Raw genomic sequence first — 19071 nt, forward strand, 5'->3', positions numbered from 1 at the left:
ATAAAATCCATTTACTTATTTTCGCAGTTTTAGCAGCTTAAAGTAATTGCTTTGTTGATGATATTGAAGCATTTAGCCGCAGCCCTGCTGTTAACGGCTTGCATGATGACGACTGTTTATGCACAGCTGGCTCCCAAACGCGAGCTCAGGGCTGTATGGATTGCCACCGTGGAAAATATTGACTGGCCGTCACGCAGGGGCTTGAGTACTGATCAGCAAAAGCAGGAATTTATAGCACTTCTTGACAGGCAGCAGCGCAACGGCATCAATGCTGTAGTGGTGCAGGTACGCCCCGTAGCGGATGCCTTCTACTCTTCACCCTTCGAGCCATGGTCAGAATACCTTACCGGCAGACAGGGGCAGGCCCCCAACCCATACTATGACCCGCTGGAGTTCATGGTAGCAGAAACCCACAGGCGCGGCATGGAATTCCATGCCTGGTTTAACCCTTACCGGGCGGTCTTCAATATCAACCGCAGCAGTATTGCCCCTAATCATATTACCCGGCTCCGTCCCCAGTGGTTCCTTACCTATGGCGACCGCAAATATTTCGATCCCGGTATACCTGATGTACGCCTTTATGTTACCCAGATCATTACCGATGTGGTAAAACGCTATGACATAGACGCCGTACATTTCGACGATTATTTCTACCCATACCGGATTCCCGGCAAAGAGTTCCCTGACAATAATTCTTACCGCCTCTACGGTGGTCAGCTATCCAAAGACGACTGGCGGCGGCATAATGTAGACACCATCATCCAGATGCTGAACCTGGCTATCAAAGCCGCCAAGCCCTGGGTAAAGTTCGGGGTCAGCCCGTTTGGAGTATGGCGTAACCGCGACAAAGATCCGGAAGGGTCCTACACCCGTGGTGGCCAGACCAACTACGACGATCTCTATGCCGATGTGCTGAAATGGCTGAAGAACGGCTGGATCGATTACGTAGCCCCCCAACTGTACTGGGAACACGGCCACCGGCTGGTGGCATATGAAGTGCTGCTAAACTGGTGGGCGCAGCACAGCTACGGGCGGCATGTATACATCGGGCACGGCGTGTACCGCATTAACAGTAATGCGGTCTGGCGGAATCCCGGCGAACTGACCAGCCAGATCACCGATGCCCGTACCCTCAATACCGTACAGGGCAGTATTTTCTACAGCGCCAAATCCTTCTCCGGCAACCCCCTGGGCATAGAAGACAGCCTGCACAACCATCTTTACCGCTACCCGGCCCTCCGCCCCCTGATGCCCTGGCTCCAGGGCCAGGAAGCGCCAAAAGCGCCCTATTTTATTGATGCCTTTGAACGGGAAAACGGCTTGCAGGTGTACTGGTCTGATGACGATACCCTGCATCGTACCAAACAATACGTGCTGTACCGTTTTGAAAGCTCTGAGCCCATTAACCTGAATGATCCGGCAAAGATCCTGGCCATTGTGCCGCAAATGCCTGATCCTCAGTATACAGACTTTACCTATCAGAAAGGACGTAATTATGTTTACGTAGTCACCGCCTTGAACCGCCTGCAGAATGAAAGCCTGCGGAGCGAATCACTGGAGGTAAAGGTCGTGAACGGAAAGGCCACGTTCGAGTTTCCATAGGCCAGCAGCTCCTGAGTGCTCGACACAAAAGAAGTTTTATTAATATTCAGATTAATCCTGTTGTATACGGCGGGCCGGACTTTTGATCCGGCCTGCCCGCTCCTGTATTCCCCCGTTCGTGTGTCCTTTCCCGGTCCCCAAAAGCGCTCAAAAATTCATTAATTTCCAAGTTATTCACTTATTTTTTTAATCTTTTCTAAATTTTTCCCCTTAAACAAATGTTTATAAAAAAAATACCGCATTCCTTTAGTATCTTTAAACCGTTCCCGAAACAATTACGGTACCTCCCGGCCGCAAAAAACGCTAAGGCGTAGTGTACCTGATACAAAAAACCTAAATGAATGCGAAAAGTGAGAAAACAGGAGGGCCTTTATCGTCCGGAATTTGAACATGATGCCTGCGGAACTGGTTTTACTGCCCATATAAAAGGCCGTAAATCCCACCAGATCATAAAGGATGCCTTGACGATGCTGGAAAATATGGAACACCGTGGGGCCTGCGGTTGTGAACGTACTACCGGAGACGGGGCCGGTATCCTCATTCAGATGCCGCATGAGTTTTTCTTTGACGAGTGCCTCAAAATGGGGGTCGCATTACCCGAATTCGGAAAATATGGTGTAGGCATGGTGTTCTTCCCCAAAGAACCCCGCTGGCGTGAAGAGTGTCGCGAAATAATCAACCGCGCAGCAGAAAAGCTGGGCCTCGATATACTGGGATACCGCAAAGTGCCGGTACGCCCCGATGGCATTGGTGAAAGCGCCCTTTCCGTAGAACCTGAAATAGAACAGGTATTCATTGCCTGCCCCTACCAGATCTCCGACCAGGAATCCTTTGAACGTAAACTGTTCATACTCCGTAACTATGTATCTAAAACAGTGCGCAATACCGTACCTAAGGAAAAGGCACTGTTCTATATAGCTTCTCTTTCTTCCAAAACCATCGTTTATAAAGGACAGCTTACCACCTACCAGGTAAGGCATTACTATCCTGACCTGAGCGATGAGAAAATGGTGTCTGCCTTTGCACTGATCCACTCCCGCTTCGCTACCAACACGTTCCCCAGCTGGAGACTGGCTCACCCCTACCGCTATATTGCGCATAACGGTGAGATCAACACCCTGAAAGGGAACCTGAACTGGCTGCGCGCCGGCGAAAGGGACTTTGCTACCAGATACTTCTCTAAAGAAGAAATGGATATGCTGCTGCCGATCGTAGAAGAAGGCCAGTCAGACTCCGCCAGCCTCGATAATGTAATAGAACTGCTCACCCTCACCGGACGCTCACTGCCCCATGTAATGATGATGCTCATCCCCGAAGCATGGGACGGCAACGAAGACATGGACCCGGTGAAGAAAGCTTTCTACGAATACCACGCCTCCCTGATGGAGCCCTGGGACGGTCCCGCTTCCATCTCCTTCACAGATGGTAAGATTATCGGCGCTACGCTGGACCGTAACGGTCTGCGCCCCAGCCGTTTCGTGGTAACCAAAGACGATCGGGTGATCATGGCCTCAGAAGCCGGCGTATTGCCCATCGATCCCAAGAACGTAAAAGAAAAAGGCCGCCTGCAACCTGGTAAAATGTTCATTGTTGACATGGACCAGGGCCGCATTATCGGTGATGAGGAGCTGAAACAGACCATCTGTTCACAGCAGCCTTATGCAGAATGGCTCAATAAATACAAGATCCGCCTGGAAGAACTGCCAGAGCCCCGCGTAACATTTACCCACCTGGAGCACGAGCAGATCTTTAAATACCAGCGCGCCTTCGGTTACAGCACCGAAGACCTGGAGCACATCATCGCTCCCATGGCCATAGACGGCAAAGAGCCCATCGGCTCTATGGGTACCGATGTGCCGCTGGCCGTGCTGAGTGATCAGCCGCAGCACCTGAGCAGCTACTTCAAACAGCTGTTCGCACAGGTAACCAACCCGCCCATTGATCCTATCCGGGAAAGACTGGTAATGTCACTGGCTACCTTTGTGGGCAACAACGGCAACCTGCTGGATGAAGATCCGCTGCACTGCCACGGCCTCGCACTGCGCCACCCCATCCTGAACAATCATGAGCTGGAGAAGATCCGCAGTATCGATACCGGTATCTTCCAGGCCAAAACATTACAGACCTATTTCAAGGCAGACGGCAAACCCGGCTCCCTCGAAAAAGGACTGGCCCGCCTTTGCCGCTATGCAGTAGATGCCGTGGAAGACGGGTTTGAAGTGATCATCCTTTCCGACCGGGCCATTGATTCTGAGCATGCGCCCATACCTTCCCTGCTGGCTGCTTCCGCAGTTCACCACCACCTTATCCGTAAGGGAGTACGTGGACAGGTAGGTATCATCATAGAAGCCGGTGATGTCTGGGAAGTGCACCACTACGCATGCCTGCTGGGTTTTGGCGCTACCGCGATCAACCCCTACCTGGCACTGAGCACCATCCGGGATATGAAGCTGAACGGCAAACTGGATACCGAGCTGGATGTGGATAAACTCAAAAAGAATTACATCAAGGCTGTTTGCGAAGGCCTGCTGAAAGTATTCTCTAAAATGGGTATCTCCACCCTGCAGTCTTACCAGGGTGCACAGATCTTTGAGATCTTGGGTATTAACCAGAGTGTGGTAGACAAATACTTCACCGGCGCCGTCTCCCGCTTGCAGGGTCTGGGCCTCGATGAGATTGCCCGCGAAACACTGGCCAAGCACTGGATGGGTTACGGCCGCAAGGAAACACCCGTACAGCGTTTAACGGTGGGCGGTATCTACCAGTGGAAACGTAAAGGCGAGTTCCACCTCTTTAATCCAACAACGATCCACCTGCTGCAATACTCCACCCGCATGGGGGATTACGGCATCTTCAAAAAATACTCCAAGGCCGTGAACGACCAAAGTGAAAAAGCCGCCACCCTGCGCAGCATGTTCACTTTCAAGCGTACACGTCCCTCCATATCTATCAATGAGGTAGAACCGGCAGCATCCATCTTCAAACGCTTCGCTACAGGCGCTATGAGCTTTGGCTCCATATCCCACGAAGCGCATTCCACCCTGGCTATTGCCATGAACCGTATCGGCGCCAAAAGCAATACCGGTGAAGGTGGTGAAGATGAGATCCGCTACGAGCAGCTGCCTAACGGCGACAGCATGCGCTCTGCCATTAAACAGGTGGCCAGCGCCCGCTTCGGGGTTACCAGCTATTACCTCACCAATGCAGACGAATTACAGATCAAGATGGCGCAGGGCGCCAAGCCCGGCGAAGGTGGCCAGCTGCCCGGCCATAAAGTGGACGAATGGATCGCTAAAGTGCGCCACTCCACCCCGGGTGTAGGCCTCATCTCTCCGCCGCCGCACCATGATATTTATTCTATCGAAGATCTGGCACAGCTGATCTTTGACCTGAAGAACGCCAACCGCGCCGCCCGTATCAGCGTTAAGCTGGTATCCAAAGCAGGGGTAGGCACCATCGCTGCCGGTGTGGCCAAAGCTCATGCAGACGTTGTGCTCATCTCCGGCCATGATGGCGGTACCGGTGCCTCTCCCATCAGCTCTATCAAACATGCAGGGCTGCCCTGGGAACTGGGCCTGGCAGAAACCCACCAGACACTGGTACGCAATAAACTGCGCAGCAGGGTAGTGGTACAAACAGACGGACAGCTGAAAACCGGCCGCGATATCGCTATCGCTACCCTCCTGGGCGCCGAAGAATGGGGTGTGGCAACCGCCGCCCTCGTAGTAGAAGGCTGTATCATGATGCGTAAATGCCATCTCAATACCTGCCCGGTAGGGGTGGCTACCCAGGATCCTGAACTGCGCAAACGCTTTGCCGGCGATCCTGAAAATGTAGTGAACCTTTTCAAATTCCTGGTGGAAGAGCTGCGCGAGATCATGGCAGAACTGGGCTTCCGTACCGTAAACGAAATGGTTGGCCAGGTAGAAAACCTGCAGGTCCGCGAAGGTGTAGACCACTGGAAGTTCAAACATCTTGACCTTTCTCCGATATTATACAGAGAACCCGCTGGTCCTGAAGTAGGCCAGTACAAACAGGAAGAACAGGACCACGGTATCAGCGAGGTGCTGGACTGGCAGCTGCTGAAAGCCGCCCAGCCCGCACTGGAAAAGAAAACCCGGGTGTTCCAGCAGTTCGGTGTAAAGAATACAGACCGTACCATCGGCACTATTCTCAGCAACGAAATATCCAAACGCTATAAAAGCGAAGGTCTGCCGGAAGACACCATCCACTTCAAATTCCTGGGCTCCGCCGGTCAGAGCTTCGGCGCCTTTAACACCCGCGGTGTAACGCTGGAACTGGAAGGCGAAGCAAATGACTACTTTGGTAAAGGGCTTTCCGGTGCAAAACTGATCCTGTATCCCTCCGCTGAAGCTGGTTTCAAGGCAGAAGAAAACATCATTGCCGGTAACGTGGCCTTCTATGGCGCAACCTCCGGCGAAGCATACATACGCGGTAAAGCCGGTGAGCGCTTCTGTGTACGTAACTCAGGCGCCACCGTAGTAGCAGAAGGCGTAGGCGACCACGGTTGCGAATATATGACCGGCGGCAGGGCAGTGATCCTGGGCGAAACCGGCCGCAACTTTGGCGCTGGTATGAGCGGCGGTATTGCCTATGTATACGATGTAAAAGGCGTATTCGCCAACCGCTGCAACAAAGACATGATCGATCTTGATCCGCTGGACCAGGAAGATATAGCCCGCCTGCATGACCTGATCACCAAACATCATGCATACACTAACAGTACCGTGGCTAAGTTCATATTGAAGGACTGGGAAAATCAGTTACGCCATTTTGTGAAAGTGTTCCCGAAAGAATACAAAGCCGTACTGAAATTAGCGAAGTCAGAATCAGAAGGTCAGAAAGTAAAGAAATCCTGACCCTGGTAAGGTCCATGAACTATTAAACTATTATTAAAAGATCAGAAGAAGATGGGTAAACCAACGGGTTTTTTGGAATTTACACGTGAATTGCCGGGCAAAGCAGATCCCGGGCAAAGAACACAGCACTATAAGGAGTTCGTGGAGCGTTACAGCGAACCAAAGCTGAATACGCAGGCAGCTCGTTGTATGAACTGCGGTGTACCGTTCTGCCATAGCGGATGCCCGCTGGGCAATGTGATCCCGGAATTTAACGATGCCGTTTACAAAAAAGACTGGCAGGATGCCTACGATATTCTTACCAGCACCAACAACTTTCCGGAGTTCACCGGCCGTATATGCCCGGCGCCCTGCGAAAGCGCCTGCGTACTGGGTATCAACCAGCCGCCGGTAGCCATCGAAGAAATTGAACGTCATATTATCGAGATAGCGTTTGATAAAGGGCTTGTACAGGCTAAAACACCGCGGGTACGCACCGGTAAAAAGGTGGCCGTAATTGGTTCCGGTCCCGCCGGACTTGCAGCGGCAGCACAGCTGAATTATGCTGGTCACCAGGTGACTGTATTTGAAAGGGATGATGCCCCCGGCGGACTGCTCCGCTACGGTATCCCCGATTTCAAGCTCGAGAAATGGGTGGTGGAACGCCGTATTAAATTGATGGAAGAAGAGGGCGTAAGCTTCCAGTGTAACGCCAACGTAGGGGTGAACGTAAGTGTGAATGACCTCCTGCGCGAATATAATGCCATCGTGCTGGCCGGTGGATCTACCATTCCCCGCGATCTGAATATTCCCGGCCGTGAGCTGAAAGGCGTTCATTTTGCAATGGACTTCCTGAAGCAACAGAATAAAAGGGTGTCTAACCGCCCTGTAGAAGGCGATGATATCTGGGCAACTGATAAAAACGTAGTAGTAATTGGCGGCGGCGACACCGGTTCAGACTGTGTGGGCACCTCCAACCGCCACGGTGCAAAAAGCGTTACGCAGCTGGAGCTGTTGCCAAAACCTCCCGGCGAACGTACACCGTATATGCCCTGGCCTACCTATCCTATGGTACTGAAAACATCTTCTTCCCACGAAGAAGGAGCAGACCGCAAGTGGGCAATCGCTACCAAGGAATTTATAGGTGATGGCAAAGGCAATTTAAAAGCCCTGAAACTGGTAGACCTGCAATGGTCACTGGGTCAGGACGGCAAACCAGGCGGCTTTACCGAAGTTCCTGGTTCCGAAAGAGAAGTACCCTGTGAGCTGGCCTTACTGGCAATGGGCTTTGTGCATCCGCAGCACACGGGTATGCTGGATGATCTGGGTGTGGAAAAAGACGAGCGCGGTAATGTGAAAGCAACAGAAAAGGCCTATCAGACCTCCATCCCCAAAGTGTTTGCCGCCGGCGATATGCGTCGCGGTCAGTCACTGGTGGTGTGGGCAATCAGCGAAGGCCGTGAGTGCGCCCGTAAAGTAGACGAGTTCCTGATGGGCGTATCCCAGCTGGAAAGCAAGGATCATTCCTTACAAGCAATGGCTATTTGACAACTTGATCAAAAGTTTTCTCATAAGCAGGTTTAGATTTTGTTGTAACCTTCAGCCGGGCTGGGTTTTTACCCGGCCCTTTCTTTTTCTTATAACGGCATAATCCTTCCTTTAGCAGGCACAATCTGCCTGTCCGCCTATTATTCATCACTTTTCCTGTGCCGCCCGCTATTTTTGATCTCATGCGGCGCCTGTTTCCCTTATTGGTGATGTACATCCTGGTCGGTTCCACTGTTCCTGCTTTCGCGCAGGATACGGCAGACTTTTCCTCTGCAGCCGGTTTCATTTTTAACACAAATGCTTACAGGAAAGGCATTTACAAGTCCTTCAAAGAGTTCCAGCTCAACAGCCCTTCAGAACATGGCAATATGGTGGTAAAAAACCGCAGCACCGCCGCCCAGATCTACCTGCTGGCCAGCAGGAATGAACTGCATATTGCAGACAGCACCGGGAAGGAAAAGAAAGTGAAGGACTATTGGGGATTTTCTGACGGAAAAAATGTGTACATAAAGGACAATGGCCTCAATAAATTACAGGAGATAGGCTATTACTGCCTCTATGAGATCCATGCAGTTGCGCCCACACCCGTGGCTAACCCCAACGCCATAACGTTTAATAATACACCCCCGCCCAACCGGAAAAAGAAGGTGATCAACATCATCACCGGCCAGGTATATGACCTTACCCTCTACAATCTGAGAAAATATATTCTCCCTCCCGACAGGCAACTCCTGGAAATGTTCAATACCGACGCACAAAAGCGCGGGCGCATGGAGTATTATATCCACTGGTTCAATGAACGCAATACTCCCGTGTTGTAACAGGTACAGATTTTGCTGATCTCACTTTTTGTGCTATAATGCGCCAAAGCATTTATTTTCAGTATATTACTATAGTAATCATTCATAGTGACAGAACCTGCTTCCAACGGTGAAAAACGTCGTGGCCGCCCATGGTGGCGCTGGCTTGTATGGATCATTGTAGCCATCCTATTATTGCCTGTAATGGCCGTACTGCTGCTGCAACTTACTCCCGTGCAGGACTACCTCCGCCGGCAGGGAGAACTGTATCTCCAGAACAAGCTGCATACAAGAGTAAAGATCGGCTACCTGCGGGCAAGGGGCTGGCGTTATCTCGAGCTGCGGAACGTAGCGGTATCAGACACCAGCAACAAAGCCCTGTTCTACTCCGGGTCGCTCAAAGTACACTACAACCTGCTGGCCCTCCTGAACAATGAAATACGCGTAAATAAGCTGGAATGGGACAGTGTCCTGGTCAACGCCTATCGTCATACGCACGACAGCGCTTTTAATTTCCAGTTCGTGATCGACGCCTTTGTAAGTCCCGATGCCACACCCGATACGCTGGCACAGGAAACCGGTACTACTCTGCAGTTCCATATCCGTGATGTAAAGCTGCACCAGCTAAGGCTCAGTTACCTGGACGGACTGGAGGGCATGCATACCGTGCTCCGCCTGGATTCACTGGAGATAGACCCCGACGAGCTGCTGGTGAACGATGGCGTGTATGCTTTCAGGGGTATCAGCCTCAATGGCCTTACCGGCTTTTTCCGACAGTTCTACCGGCCCAAAACAACCGTAGCCGCTGCACCACCGCCACCGGCAACAGACACAACGGCAGCCCCTTTCCATCTCCTGCTCAAACAGCTAAGGATCCGCAACAGTACTTTCTGGTATGAAAGCGAAGACATCGGCATATCTACCGCCTGGAATGTTGGCAGCTTCCAGCTGAACAACGCCAATATAGACCAGGACTCTACCCGTATCCAGGCCCAGGACATTCGCCTCAGCCGCACACGTGGCATACTTACCATGTCTGCCCCAAAAGATACTACCCCGGCGCCGTTGCCATCAACCCCTAATACCTGGCGGGTGCTTACCAGCCAGGCGCTGCTGGAAAAGATCACCTTAAAATACGATAACAATACGGGCCCTGCACCCGGCGGCGCGGGCAGCGATCCGGACTATAACCACCTGCTGATCAGAGATTTCAATACCCGGGTAGGCAATATCAACTATCGTCCGGATACCGTCAGCGCGCTGCTCCACAGCCTTAGCATGCGCGACAAATCAGGCTTTGCCGTAAAGCGCGCACACATGTATTTTACCTTTACGCCGCAAAGCCTCTCCCTGCAAGACCTGCTGGTGGAAACCTCCCGCAGCATACTGCGCAAACATATAGTCGTGAACGTTCCTTCCTGGGAAACCGTGGCAGATCATCTCGAACAATTGCAGATCAGGGCCAATATCGACTCTTCCCGCATAGCACTGGGAGAGTGGCTGGCATTTGTGCCGGATTCACGCAATAATCCCTACATGAAACCGCTGTGGGATAAACAGTTAACAGTATCGGCTATATTAAAAGGCCCGCTCAGCAACCTGGATGTGCAGCACTTTTATGTAAGGGACAATGTGGGCAATACCCTGCAGACACAGGGAAAGATTTTTTATGCCGCCAATACAGACAGCATAAAGGCCAACCTGCCTTCCATCATGCTGCAAAGCGGCAACAGCGCATTACGCTCCTGGCTGCCGCCCGGCACCATGCCGGATACGCCGCGACTGCCGGAGCAGATGCTGATCACCGGTTCCTTTACCGGCGGCATGGCTGATATGCGAACCGAGCTGCAGCTAAAGAGTGACATTGCCAATGCAGCCCTCACGGCTCACCTCGTAAACATTACCGACAGCCTGCGTGCCCGCTACTCACTGCACATACCTTCCTTCCAGCTCCACCCCGGTATCATGCTGTATGATACCACCATGGGCTGGATAAGCGGCGGCCTGCAGGCGGAAGGCAGGGGCTATGATCTCAATACCATGTCTGCCAGTGCCGCAATGCAGCTTAACAACGCTACTTACAACCGCTATACCTACCAGGACATCAATGCCAAGGCAAATATCGCACAGGGCAGGTTCCAGCTGTCCGGCCAAAGTGCAGACACGGCTATCACCGCTGTTTTTGATATCACCGGCCTGCTGAAAGATACCACCCTGCAAAACCTGCAGGCAGATATAAAACTGGAAAGGGCAGACCTGTATGCCACCAACTGGTATGCAGATCCCTTTCTGCTGAAAGGCGCCCTCACCGCAGATTTCAGCAGCCTTTCCCCCAGCAGGCTGGAAGGCAATGCCTTTTTTACGGGCTGGCAAATGGTGACCGGCGGAAACGCCTTCACCCTGGATACAATAGCTTTACGCGCCCACTACCAGGACCAGCAATACCTTGCTCTTACGGGGCCTTTTGGTTTTATAAATGCCAATGGCAGGGTAGATTACACAAAGCTGGGCAACACTTTCAGCGCCCTGATCAACAAACCACTGCAAACACCGGATAGTACAGTTGTAGACTCCCTGCTGCCCGGACAGCTGCTGGAGTGGACCGCCTCTCTCCGCTGGCCCCGCAGCCTGCAGGCCATGATGCCAACACTGCGCATGAATAATCCGCTGGACATTAAAGGCCGCCTCAACTCAGACAGCAGCCTGCTGGTAATGAATGCCTCACTGCCCAGGGTAAGCTACGATTCTATTCATGTAGACAGCCTGTTGCTGGATGCCCGCATACAGGATACTTCCCTGAAAGCCATTGTTTCACTGGCTTCCCTCCGCCACCCGGTAGCGCCCCTGTATCATACAGCACTCCTGGCCAATGCAAGCGCCGGGAAATTGACCTGGGACATGAACCTGGATGATGTGGCAGGAAAGCCCAAATATAAAGTGGGCGGATTGGTACAGTTCCTGCCCGACAGCGTGATCGTATTCTCACTGAAACCGGAGCTGCTGCTGAATAAGCAGCAATGGACCGCCGGCGCAGATAATATCATTCGCCTTCACAAGGGAGCACCTGATTCTGCCAACCTGGAGCTTGCCTACCGCGAACAGTCTATCCGTCTCAGCACCGTGCCCGATACCAGCAGCCAGCTGCCCGCCCTGCAGGCAGATATCAAAGATTTTCAGCTGGCCACCATAACCGGCCTGCTGGCAGCAGACACCATGCTGGCTACCGGCACATTGAATGGTAAAGCCATGGTCCGCAACCTGGATCAGTCGCCACTGATAGCCACTACGCTCCAGATAGACAGTCTTTCTTTCCGCAACACCGGCCTGGGGACGCTGACGGCAGACCTCCAAACACCGCAGCCGGATGCCTACCACATCAAAGCAGGGCTCACCGGAAACGGCAACGACCTCCAGGTGCAGGGCGTGTATGATACGGCCATCAATGCCACGGTGAATATTAACCGCTTCAATATGGCGGCTGCAGAGCCTTTTACCTTCGGCAATATGACCCGTATGCACGGCTCCGCAGATGGCCGGTTCACCATCACCGGCACTACAGACAAACCAAAAGTGAGGGGTAACCTGCATTTCAGCGATGCCGGCGGTACCATCACCTACGTGGGCGCTCCGCTTACGCTGCCTGATGAAACCATTGTGCTGGACGAGCGTGGCATTGTGTTCAATAACTTCGTTATTGCAGACAGCCTGCAGAATGAACTGGTAGTGAACGGCCGTGTAAATACCAACGATTTCACCAACTACCGCTTTAACCTGGATGTGAATGCAGAGAATTTCATGGTGCTGGGCAAACAACAGAACCCGGACCAGCTGTACTACGGCCCGGCGTTCATAGACAGCCGCATAAGCCTGCGCGGCAATATGGATCTGCCACGTATAGACGCCTACGTGAAGCTGCGCGATAAATCCAACGTAACGGTAACCATCCCGCAGGATGAACCGGGCGTGGCCAACCGGGAAGGCATCATGGTGTTTGTAGACAAGGACGCACCCGTGGATTCTGCCATGCTGGCCGCTCAGGATAGCACCCGCTACGAAAACCCCCGCCTCAAAGGCATGATGTTCAGCGGCAACGCAGAGATCACGCCGCAGTCTGTTATCAAGATCATCATCGACCAGCAGAACGGCGACTATGTAGAAGCAAAAGGCACCGCCAACCTTAACGCCACCCTGGACCCCAGCAGTAAAATGAGCCTTACCGGGCGCTATGAGATCCAGGAAGGTAAATACCAGATGTCGCTCTATGAAGTGATCAAACGTTCCTTTGCCATTGAAAAAGGCAGCTTCATCTCTTTCAATGGCGATGCCATGAACGCCGATCTGGACATCACCGCCAAGTATACCGTATATACTTCCGCATCCGGGCTGGTGGCTGATCAGCTCTCCGGCAAATCAGAACTGGAACGCAACCAGTACAGGCAGCGCCTGCCTTTTGAGGTATACATGCAGATTAAGGGCGAGCTCATGAAACCGGAGATCACCTTCCGCCTCGATATGCCGGAGGCAGAACGTAATGCCTTCAGCGGTGCGGTATACAACCGGCTGAAGCAGATCAACCAGATCACGTCAGAGCTTAATAAACAGGTAATGGGCCTGCTGGTACTGAACTCCTTCATCCCGGACGATCCCTCCGCTGCCGGCGGCGAGGGCGTGGATGTTGGCCGTGAAGCCCGTAAAAGTGTGAGCAAGATCCTTTCACAACAGCTCAATAACCTGGCAGGCAGCCTCATTAAAGGAGTAGACATCAACTTTGATCTGCAGCAGAATGAAGACTACTCCAGCGGCAGCGCAAGAGAAAGCACCACACTGAATGTGGGCGTATCCAAAAATCTTTTCAACGACCGTTTAACCGTAGCCGTTGGTTCCAACGTATATCTTGAAGGAGATAAGTCAGCCGGCAACAACACCGGTGCGCTGGTAGGCGATGTTTCTGTAGAATACAAGCTTACCCGTGATGGCCGCTACCGTGTAAGGGTATACCAGCGAAATGCAAATGAGACCATCGTGCAGGGCCAGGTAGTGGAAACCGGCGCTGCTTTTATGATAGTAATGGATTATGACCAGTTCCGCGAAATACTGGGTAAGGCTAAAAAGGAAACCAGGAAAGAAAGGCTCCGTAAAAAGAAAACTGATAAGAAATCTTAAATATTGCGACAAACCAGTTTACATATCATCTCCCTCCTGGCAGGTTTATGTTTATGCGCCTGCAGCACTACCCGCACCGTGCCCGAAGGCGACCGCCTTTACACCGGCGCCGATGTGAAATGGGAGGGTAAAAAACCTAAAGACTACGGCACCCTGAAAGCTGCCCTGGACGCCAGCGTACGGCCAAAGCCCAATCGCAGGTTTCTCGGTATGCCCATCCGCCTCTGGCTATATAACCTGGGCAATGAGCCCAAAGGCAAAGGCCTTAATTACCTGTTCCGTAGAAAATGGGGAGAGCCGCCCGTACTGCTTAGCCAGGTGAAACGCGACTATACCTCGGAGGTGTTGCGCGAGTACCTGGTGGACAACGGTTACTTCCAGTCTGAAGTAAGTTCTGCCATCAAAAACAAAGGCCGGAAAAAAGCATCGGCTGCCTACACTGCTACGCCCAACCTGCGTTACCTCATAGAACAGGTGGTCTATGAAACAGACAGCTCACAGCTGGGCAGAACCATCGCCGGCATCAAGCGCGACGAGAGCCTGATGTATATGGAACCCTATCGCCTGGATAGTATAAAAGCTGAACGCGAACGTATTCACCGCTACCTGAAAGACCGGGGTTACTATTATTTTACGGCAGACCATCTGCTGGCGGAAGTAGACAGTACCCACAACGGCAAGGTGCATATCTTCATTCGGGTAAAAGATGATATCAGCCCACTGGCACGTAAACCTTATTTCATCAGGAGGGTAACCCTGTATCCTACCTACTCACTGGATGCGGATTCTTCTTCCCGCATGGGAGAGGAGGTCACCTTGTACCGGAACTTCGGCGTGGTAGACCCCGAGAAGAAATTCCGCCCGCGCATATTCAGGCGCTCCGTATTCCTGCGGCCAGACAGCCTGTACCGCCTCAGCAATCATGACATTACATTGCAACGCCTGATCAACCTGGGCGTGTTCAAGTTCGTAAAAGGTCAGTTCCGTCCTACGTTTGGCCGGGATACCCGGGATACCACCCGCTTCCGCCGCTCCCGTACTGATACCGCGAGGATCGCCATGGCCGTAGATTCCAGCCGGCTGCCACTTGATTCCTCTACCGCCGCATCCCGCAGGCGTTTTTATACAGACACTACCGGGGTGGCAAAAGATACCGGCCAGCTGGACGCCAGCTTTTACCTGACGCCTTATCCGCAATACTCGCTGCAGGCAGAACTGCGGGGCACCTCCAAATCCAACGGTTTTGTAGGCTCTGAAGTGAAGGTTACACAACGCAACCGCAACTGGCAACGGGCGGCCAACCTCCTGGAAATATCCGCATCCGGCGGTATGGAATGGCAAACCGGCGGCAACCTGGCCAGCAATAATTCGTATAGCCTTAAAGGCGAGGTGGCGCTTACGCTGCCCAGGTTCCTGGTGCCTTTCCGTGCCTTTAACATCCGCACACCATATGTGCCCCGTACCCGTATCAGTTTAAGCTATGAGCTTTTCAGCCGGCAGAACCTGTATAACCTGAATGCCTATACTGCGCAGTGGCAATACCTGTGGCGGCAAACACGTTACCTGGAACATGCATGGGCGCCGCTCTCCGTTACCTTTGTAAGGCCCAGCAGCACCACCCCTGCATACGACAGTATCCTGAAGGTGGATCCCGTACAGCGCCGCTCCATAGAAAAGCAGTTTATCCTGGGCGGATTCTATAACATCACCTACAACAACCAGGCGCCCAACCGGGTACACAGCGTGTATTTCAGCGGCGATGTAGACGTATCCGGCAACCTGGCAGGGCTGGTGATACCGAAGGGCGACAGCTCCAAAAACATTTTCGGCAGCCCCTTTGCCCAATACGTACGCCTGGGTGCAGACTTCCGGCACTACTGGCAATACAGCAGAGGTATGACCTGGGTAAACCGCCTGTTCTTTGGCTATGGCATTCCTTACGGCAACTCCCGCACCCTGCCCTTTATCAAGCAATATTTTACCGGTGGCAGCAGCAGCCTTCGCGGATTCAGGGCCAGAACATTAGGCCCGGGTTCCTATCACGATACCACCAGCCGCTTCCTGGCTAACGAAGCCGGCGATGTGAAACTTGAATTTAACTCAGAGTTACGTGTGCACCTGGTGAGCATGATCAATGCCGCCGCTTTCATTGATGCGGGTAATATATGGCTGCAGAAAAGTGATACCAGCCGTCCCGGCGGACAATTCAGCTCTCATTTCCTGAAAGAGATTGCCGTGAATGCCGGCGTTGGTTTACGTATAGACGCTTCTATTGTTGTAGTGCGGCTGGATCTTGCCTTCCCGCTGCGAAAACCCTGGCTGCCTGAAAATGAAAGATGGGTCATTAAGGACATCCGCTTTGGTGATCCCGACTGGCGCAGGGAAAATCTTATATTAAACATTGCCATCGGATATCCCTTCTGATTTATGAGCAACAAACATATTAAAAAGGAGTATATTTGTGTAACAACCTGATGCATGCCTCCTGTTAAGCACATTCTGTACATACCGCTGTTGGCAGCCTGCCTCTTAAGCTTAAATGCCTGTTCCCGTAAAATAACTGAAAGCGGGAAAGCTTCTTACTATGCCGACAAATTTGAAGGCCGCCGTACGGCCAGTGGCGAAACCTTTCATCAGAACGCCATGACTGCCGCACACCGCACCCTTCCTTTTGGCACAAAAGTAAAAGTGATCAACCTTGCCAACGGCCGCTCAGTAAAAGTACGCATAAACGACCGCGGACCTTTTGCGCAAGGCCGTATCATTGACCTTTCCAAAAAGGCCGCCCGTAAACTGGGCATTATCAGTACAGGCGTTGCGCCCGTAGAGATCCAGTATAAAAAGAAAAAGTAGTCCATGGCCGATGGCCCCATCAACCATGGACCATCCTCATCTACGCATGCACGCCCTCGGCTATCTCTTCCACCATTTTCTTACAGAAGGCCGGCAGATCATTAGGATTACGGCTGGTTACTAATCCGTTGTCTACCACCACTTCTTTATCTACCCACTGAGCGCCTGCATTGGTAAGATCTGTCTTCAGACTGGGATAAGATGTTACCTGTCTGCCTGTGAGTTCACCGGTTTCGATCAGGGTCCAGGGACCATGACAGATAGCGGCAATAGGTTTACTGTCATCAAAAAATCCGCCTACAAAAGCTACCGCGTCAGGGTTCATCCGTAACTGATCCGGGTTCAGTACGCCGCCCGGCAATACCAGCGCGTCATAATCTTTTGAATTAGCCTGGTCAATGGTTTTATCCACAGGGTATTCTCCGCCCCAGTCCTTTTCATTCCAGGCGCGTACTTTCCCATCATGCAGGGATATTACTTCTACCTGTGCAGCGGCTTCTTTCAGGGCTTCCAGCGGTTTGGTGAATTCTGATTCCTCAAACCCGTCTGCTACCAGGATAGCCACTTTCTTGTTGCTGAGTTGTTTTTCCATAATACTGCTTGTTTTATGCTGCTTGTTATAAAATAGGATTTACCTGAGTTGCCCCAGGGATGCTTTCTCGCGGTAATAAAAAAGATCTTTGTTAGCCGGCCCGTTGATCACCTTCCCTTTATAGGTGAAACGGCTGCCATGACAGGGGCAGTCCCAGCTTTTTTCATCATTGTTCCATTTTACAATGCAATGCAGGTGGGTGCACACGGCGGATATGATATGCAGGTCATCATCTTCATCACGATACACGCCATACTTGTTGTTGCCCAGCTCTACTATCTTACCTTCTCCCTGTTGAATGGAAGATATTTCCACCACATCTGCATCGTAAGGATATTCTTTCATGTACCGCAGCAGGCCGCCTACAAATTCTTTCAGCCAGGTTTTACCCGAACGGAAAAATTTCATTCGTTGCGGATCATAGATCTTTTTCCACTTATTCACATTTCCCAGTATCAGATCCGGTATCAGCAAGGCCGCAACAGTAGCATGCGTCATACCGTTGCCCGAATCTCCTGTAACGATGAAAACATTATCCTCATCTCCGGGATTACGCCCTATATAGGCCAGTGAATCCATAGGCTCCATCACCTGGCCAGACCAGCGGTAGATCACCTCTGTTATACCAAAATGTTCCCTGGCCCAGCATTCCAGCTGACGGTAACGTTCCTCGTCTGTTGTCTTTTCTGAAAAGGCCAGGCCCGTGGCATGATCTTCCCCGCCGCAGATCAGCAGGTCATGCGTTTCATTGTATGCCTGTAAACGGCAATAATGATAGGGTGGGATGGAAGAGTTGACCCGTGTATCGCCCGTGTCCCACCAGAGCGCATGCGGCTTGCTGTCTTTCTTTATCAGGCCGCCTATTACGTAGGTGCGGTATGCAAACTGCTTAAAATGCATAGCGTACTTATCGTTCACCGGTGTGTTGGTGGCCACTACTACGTACTGCGCATCTACGCGGTAACCCTGGTCTGTTACAATACCGCTGTGATCAATTTCCGTTGCCCTGGTGGAGGTAAATATCCTGCCGCCGGCGCTGATGATGGCTTCGCAGAGCCCGTGCAGGTATTTTAACGGATGAAACTGGCCTTGCCGGGCAAACACCAGGCCCGGACCTTTAGCCAGTCCGGGAATGTTGTCTGTCAGCGCCACATCCAGTCCGGCTTCCCTGGCGGCATGATATTCTTTTATTAAGGATCCTTCCTCATCAGAAGGATGTAAGAACAGGTAGCCGGGCAGTCTTTCAAAATCACAATCAATATTTTCCTGCTGTACGGTCTGCTCTATAAAGTCTATGGCTGCCTGGTGGCTTTCTGCAGCGCTGCGGACGCCTTCTTTTCCAAAAATGCGTTCCAGCTCATAATAGCGGTCGTCCAGTGCACTGGCCAGGTGTGCAGTGGTGCGGCCAGATTCGCCGCTGCCAATGGCACCGTCTTCTACCAGTACCACCTGTTTACCCAGTTTGGTTAGCCGGTAAGCAATACTTACACCCGCCATACCGCCGCCAACGATCACTACATCTGTTTTCAGATGCTCCTGCAGGGGCACATACTCCAGAACAGGAAAAGTATCTGTCCAGGAACTGTTGTGCACGCCGGAAGTAAGACTGCTTTGAATGCCTTTTTGTTCATGCTGTTGCGCTTGCTCCATAATC

9 protein-coding genes are annotated in these 19071 nt (G+C 52.1%); 7 read left to right on the plus strand and 2 right to left on the minus strand.

The features are described 5' to 3' along the window. Positions 1-102: 102 nt before the first annotated feature. The 7 genes from Q0577_RS13740 to Q0577_RS13770 all read left to right on the plus strand — a co-directional run bounded on the left by Q0577_RS13740 (position 103) and on the right by Q0577_RS13770 (position 16825). Positions 103-1602, plus strand: a complete 1500-nt coding sequence (locus Q0577_RS13740) for a family 10 glycosylhydrolase (RefSeq protein ID WP_298737211.1) — start codon at positions 103-105, stop codon at positions 1600-1602. A gap of 341 nt (positions 1603-1943) precedes the next feature. Next, on the plus strand, positions 1944-6482 hold the full coding sequence (gene gltB, locus Q0577_RS13745; protein WP_298737212.1) for a glutamate synthase large subunit: 4539 nt from the start codon (positions 1944-1946) through the stop codon (positions 6480-6482). Positions 6483-6533: 51 nt separating this feature from the next. Continuing rightward, entirely contained in the window at positions 6534-8009 is a 1476-nt protein-coding gene (locus tag Q0577_RS13750) for a glutamate synthase subunit beta (RefSeq protein WP_298737214.1), read from the plus strand. Between the two features lie 182 nt (positions 8010-8191). Beyond that, positions 8192-8830: a hypothetical protein gene (locus Q0577_RS13755; protein ID WP_298737216.1), complete on the plus strand. Its 639-nt coding sequence runs from the start codon at positions 8192-8194 to the stop codon at positions 8828-8830. 87 nt (positions 8831-8917) lie between these two features. Further along, positions 8918-13972, plus strand: a complete 5055-nt coding sequence (locus Q0577_RS13760) for a translocation/assembly module TamB domain-containing protein (RefSeq protein WP_298737218.1) — start codon at positions 8918-8920, stop codon at positions 13970-13972. 3 nt (positions 13973-13975) lie between these two features. After that, complete coding sequence (locus Q0577_RS13765; RefSeq protein WP_298737219.1) at positions 13976-16396, plus strand: BamA/TamA family outer membrane protein; 2421 nt, start codon at positions 13976-13978, stop codon at positions 16394-16396. Between the two features lie 54 nt (positions 16397-16450). Then, the gene (locus Q0577_RS13770; protein ID WP_298737221.1) at positions 16451-16825 is read left to right on the plus strand and encodes a septal ring lytic transglycosylase RlpA family protein; all 375 of its coding nucleotides are present in this window, start codon (positions 16451-16453) and stop codon (positions 16823-16825) included. Between the two features lie 40 nt (positions 16826-16865). Here Q0577_RS13770 and Q0577_RS13775 read toward each other — a convergent pair whose 3' ends face one another. Together Q0577_RS13775 and Q0577_RS13780 are read right to left on the minus strand one after the other, a co-directional pair. Continuing rightward, the gene (locus Q0577_RS13775) at positions 16866-17417 is read right to left on the minus strand and encodes a type 1 glutamine amidotransferase domain-containing protein (RefSeq protein ID WP_298737223.1); all 552 of its coding nucleotides are present in this window, start codon (positions 17415-17417) and stop codon (positions 16866-16868) included. 39 nt (positions 17418-17456) lie between these two features. Further along, the gene (locus Q0577_RS13780) at positions 17457-19067 is read right to left on the minus strand and encodes an FAD-dependent oxidoreductase (RefSeq protein ID WP_298737224.1); all 1611 of its coding nucleotides are present in this window, start codon (positions 19065-19067) and stop codon (positions 17457-17459) included. Positions 19068-19071: the final 4 nt, after the last annotated feature.

Origin of the sequence: uncultured Chitinophaga sp. (assembly GCF_937898475.1) — a bacterium.
GTDB lineage: Bacteria > Bacteroidota > Bacteroidia > Chitinophagales > Chitinophagaceae > Chitinophaga.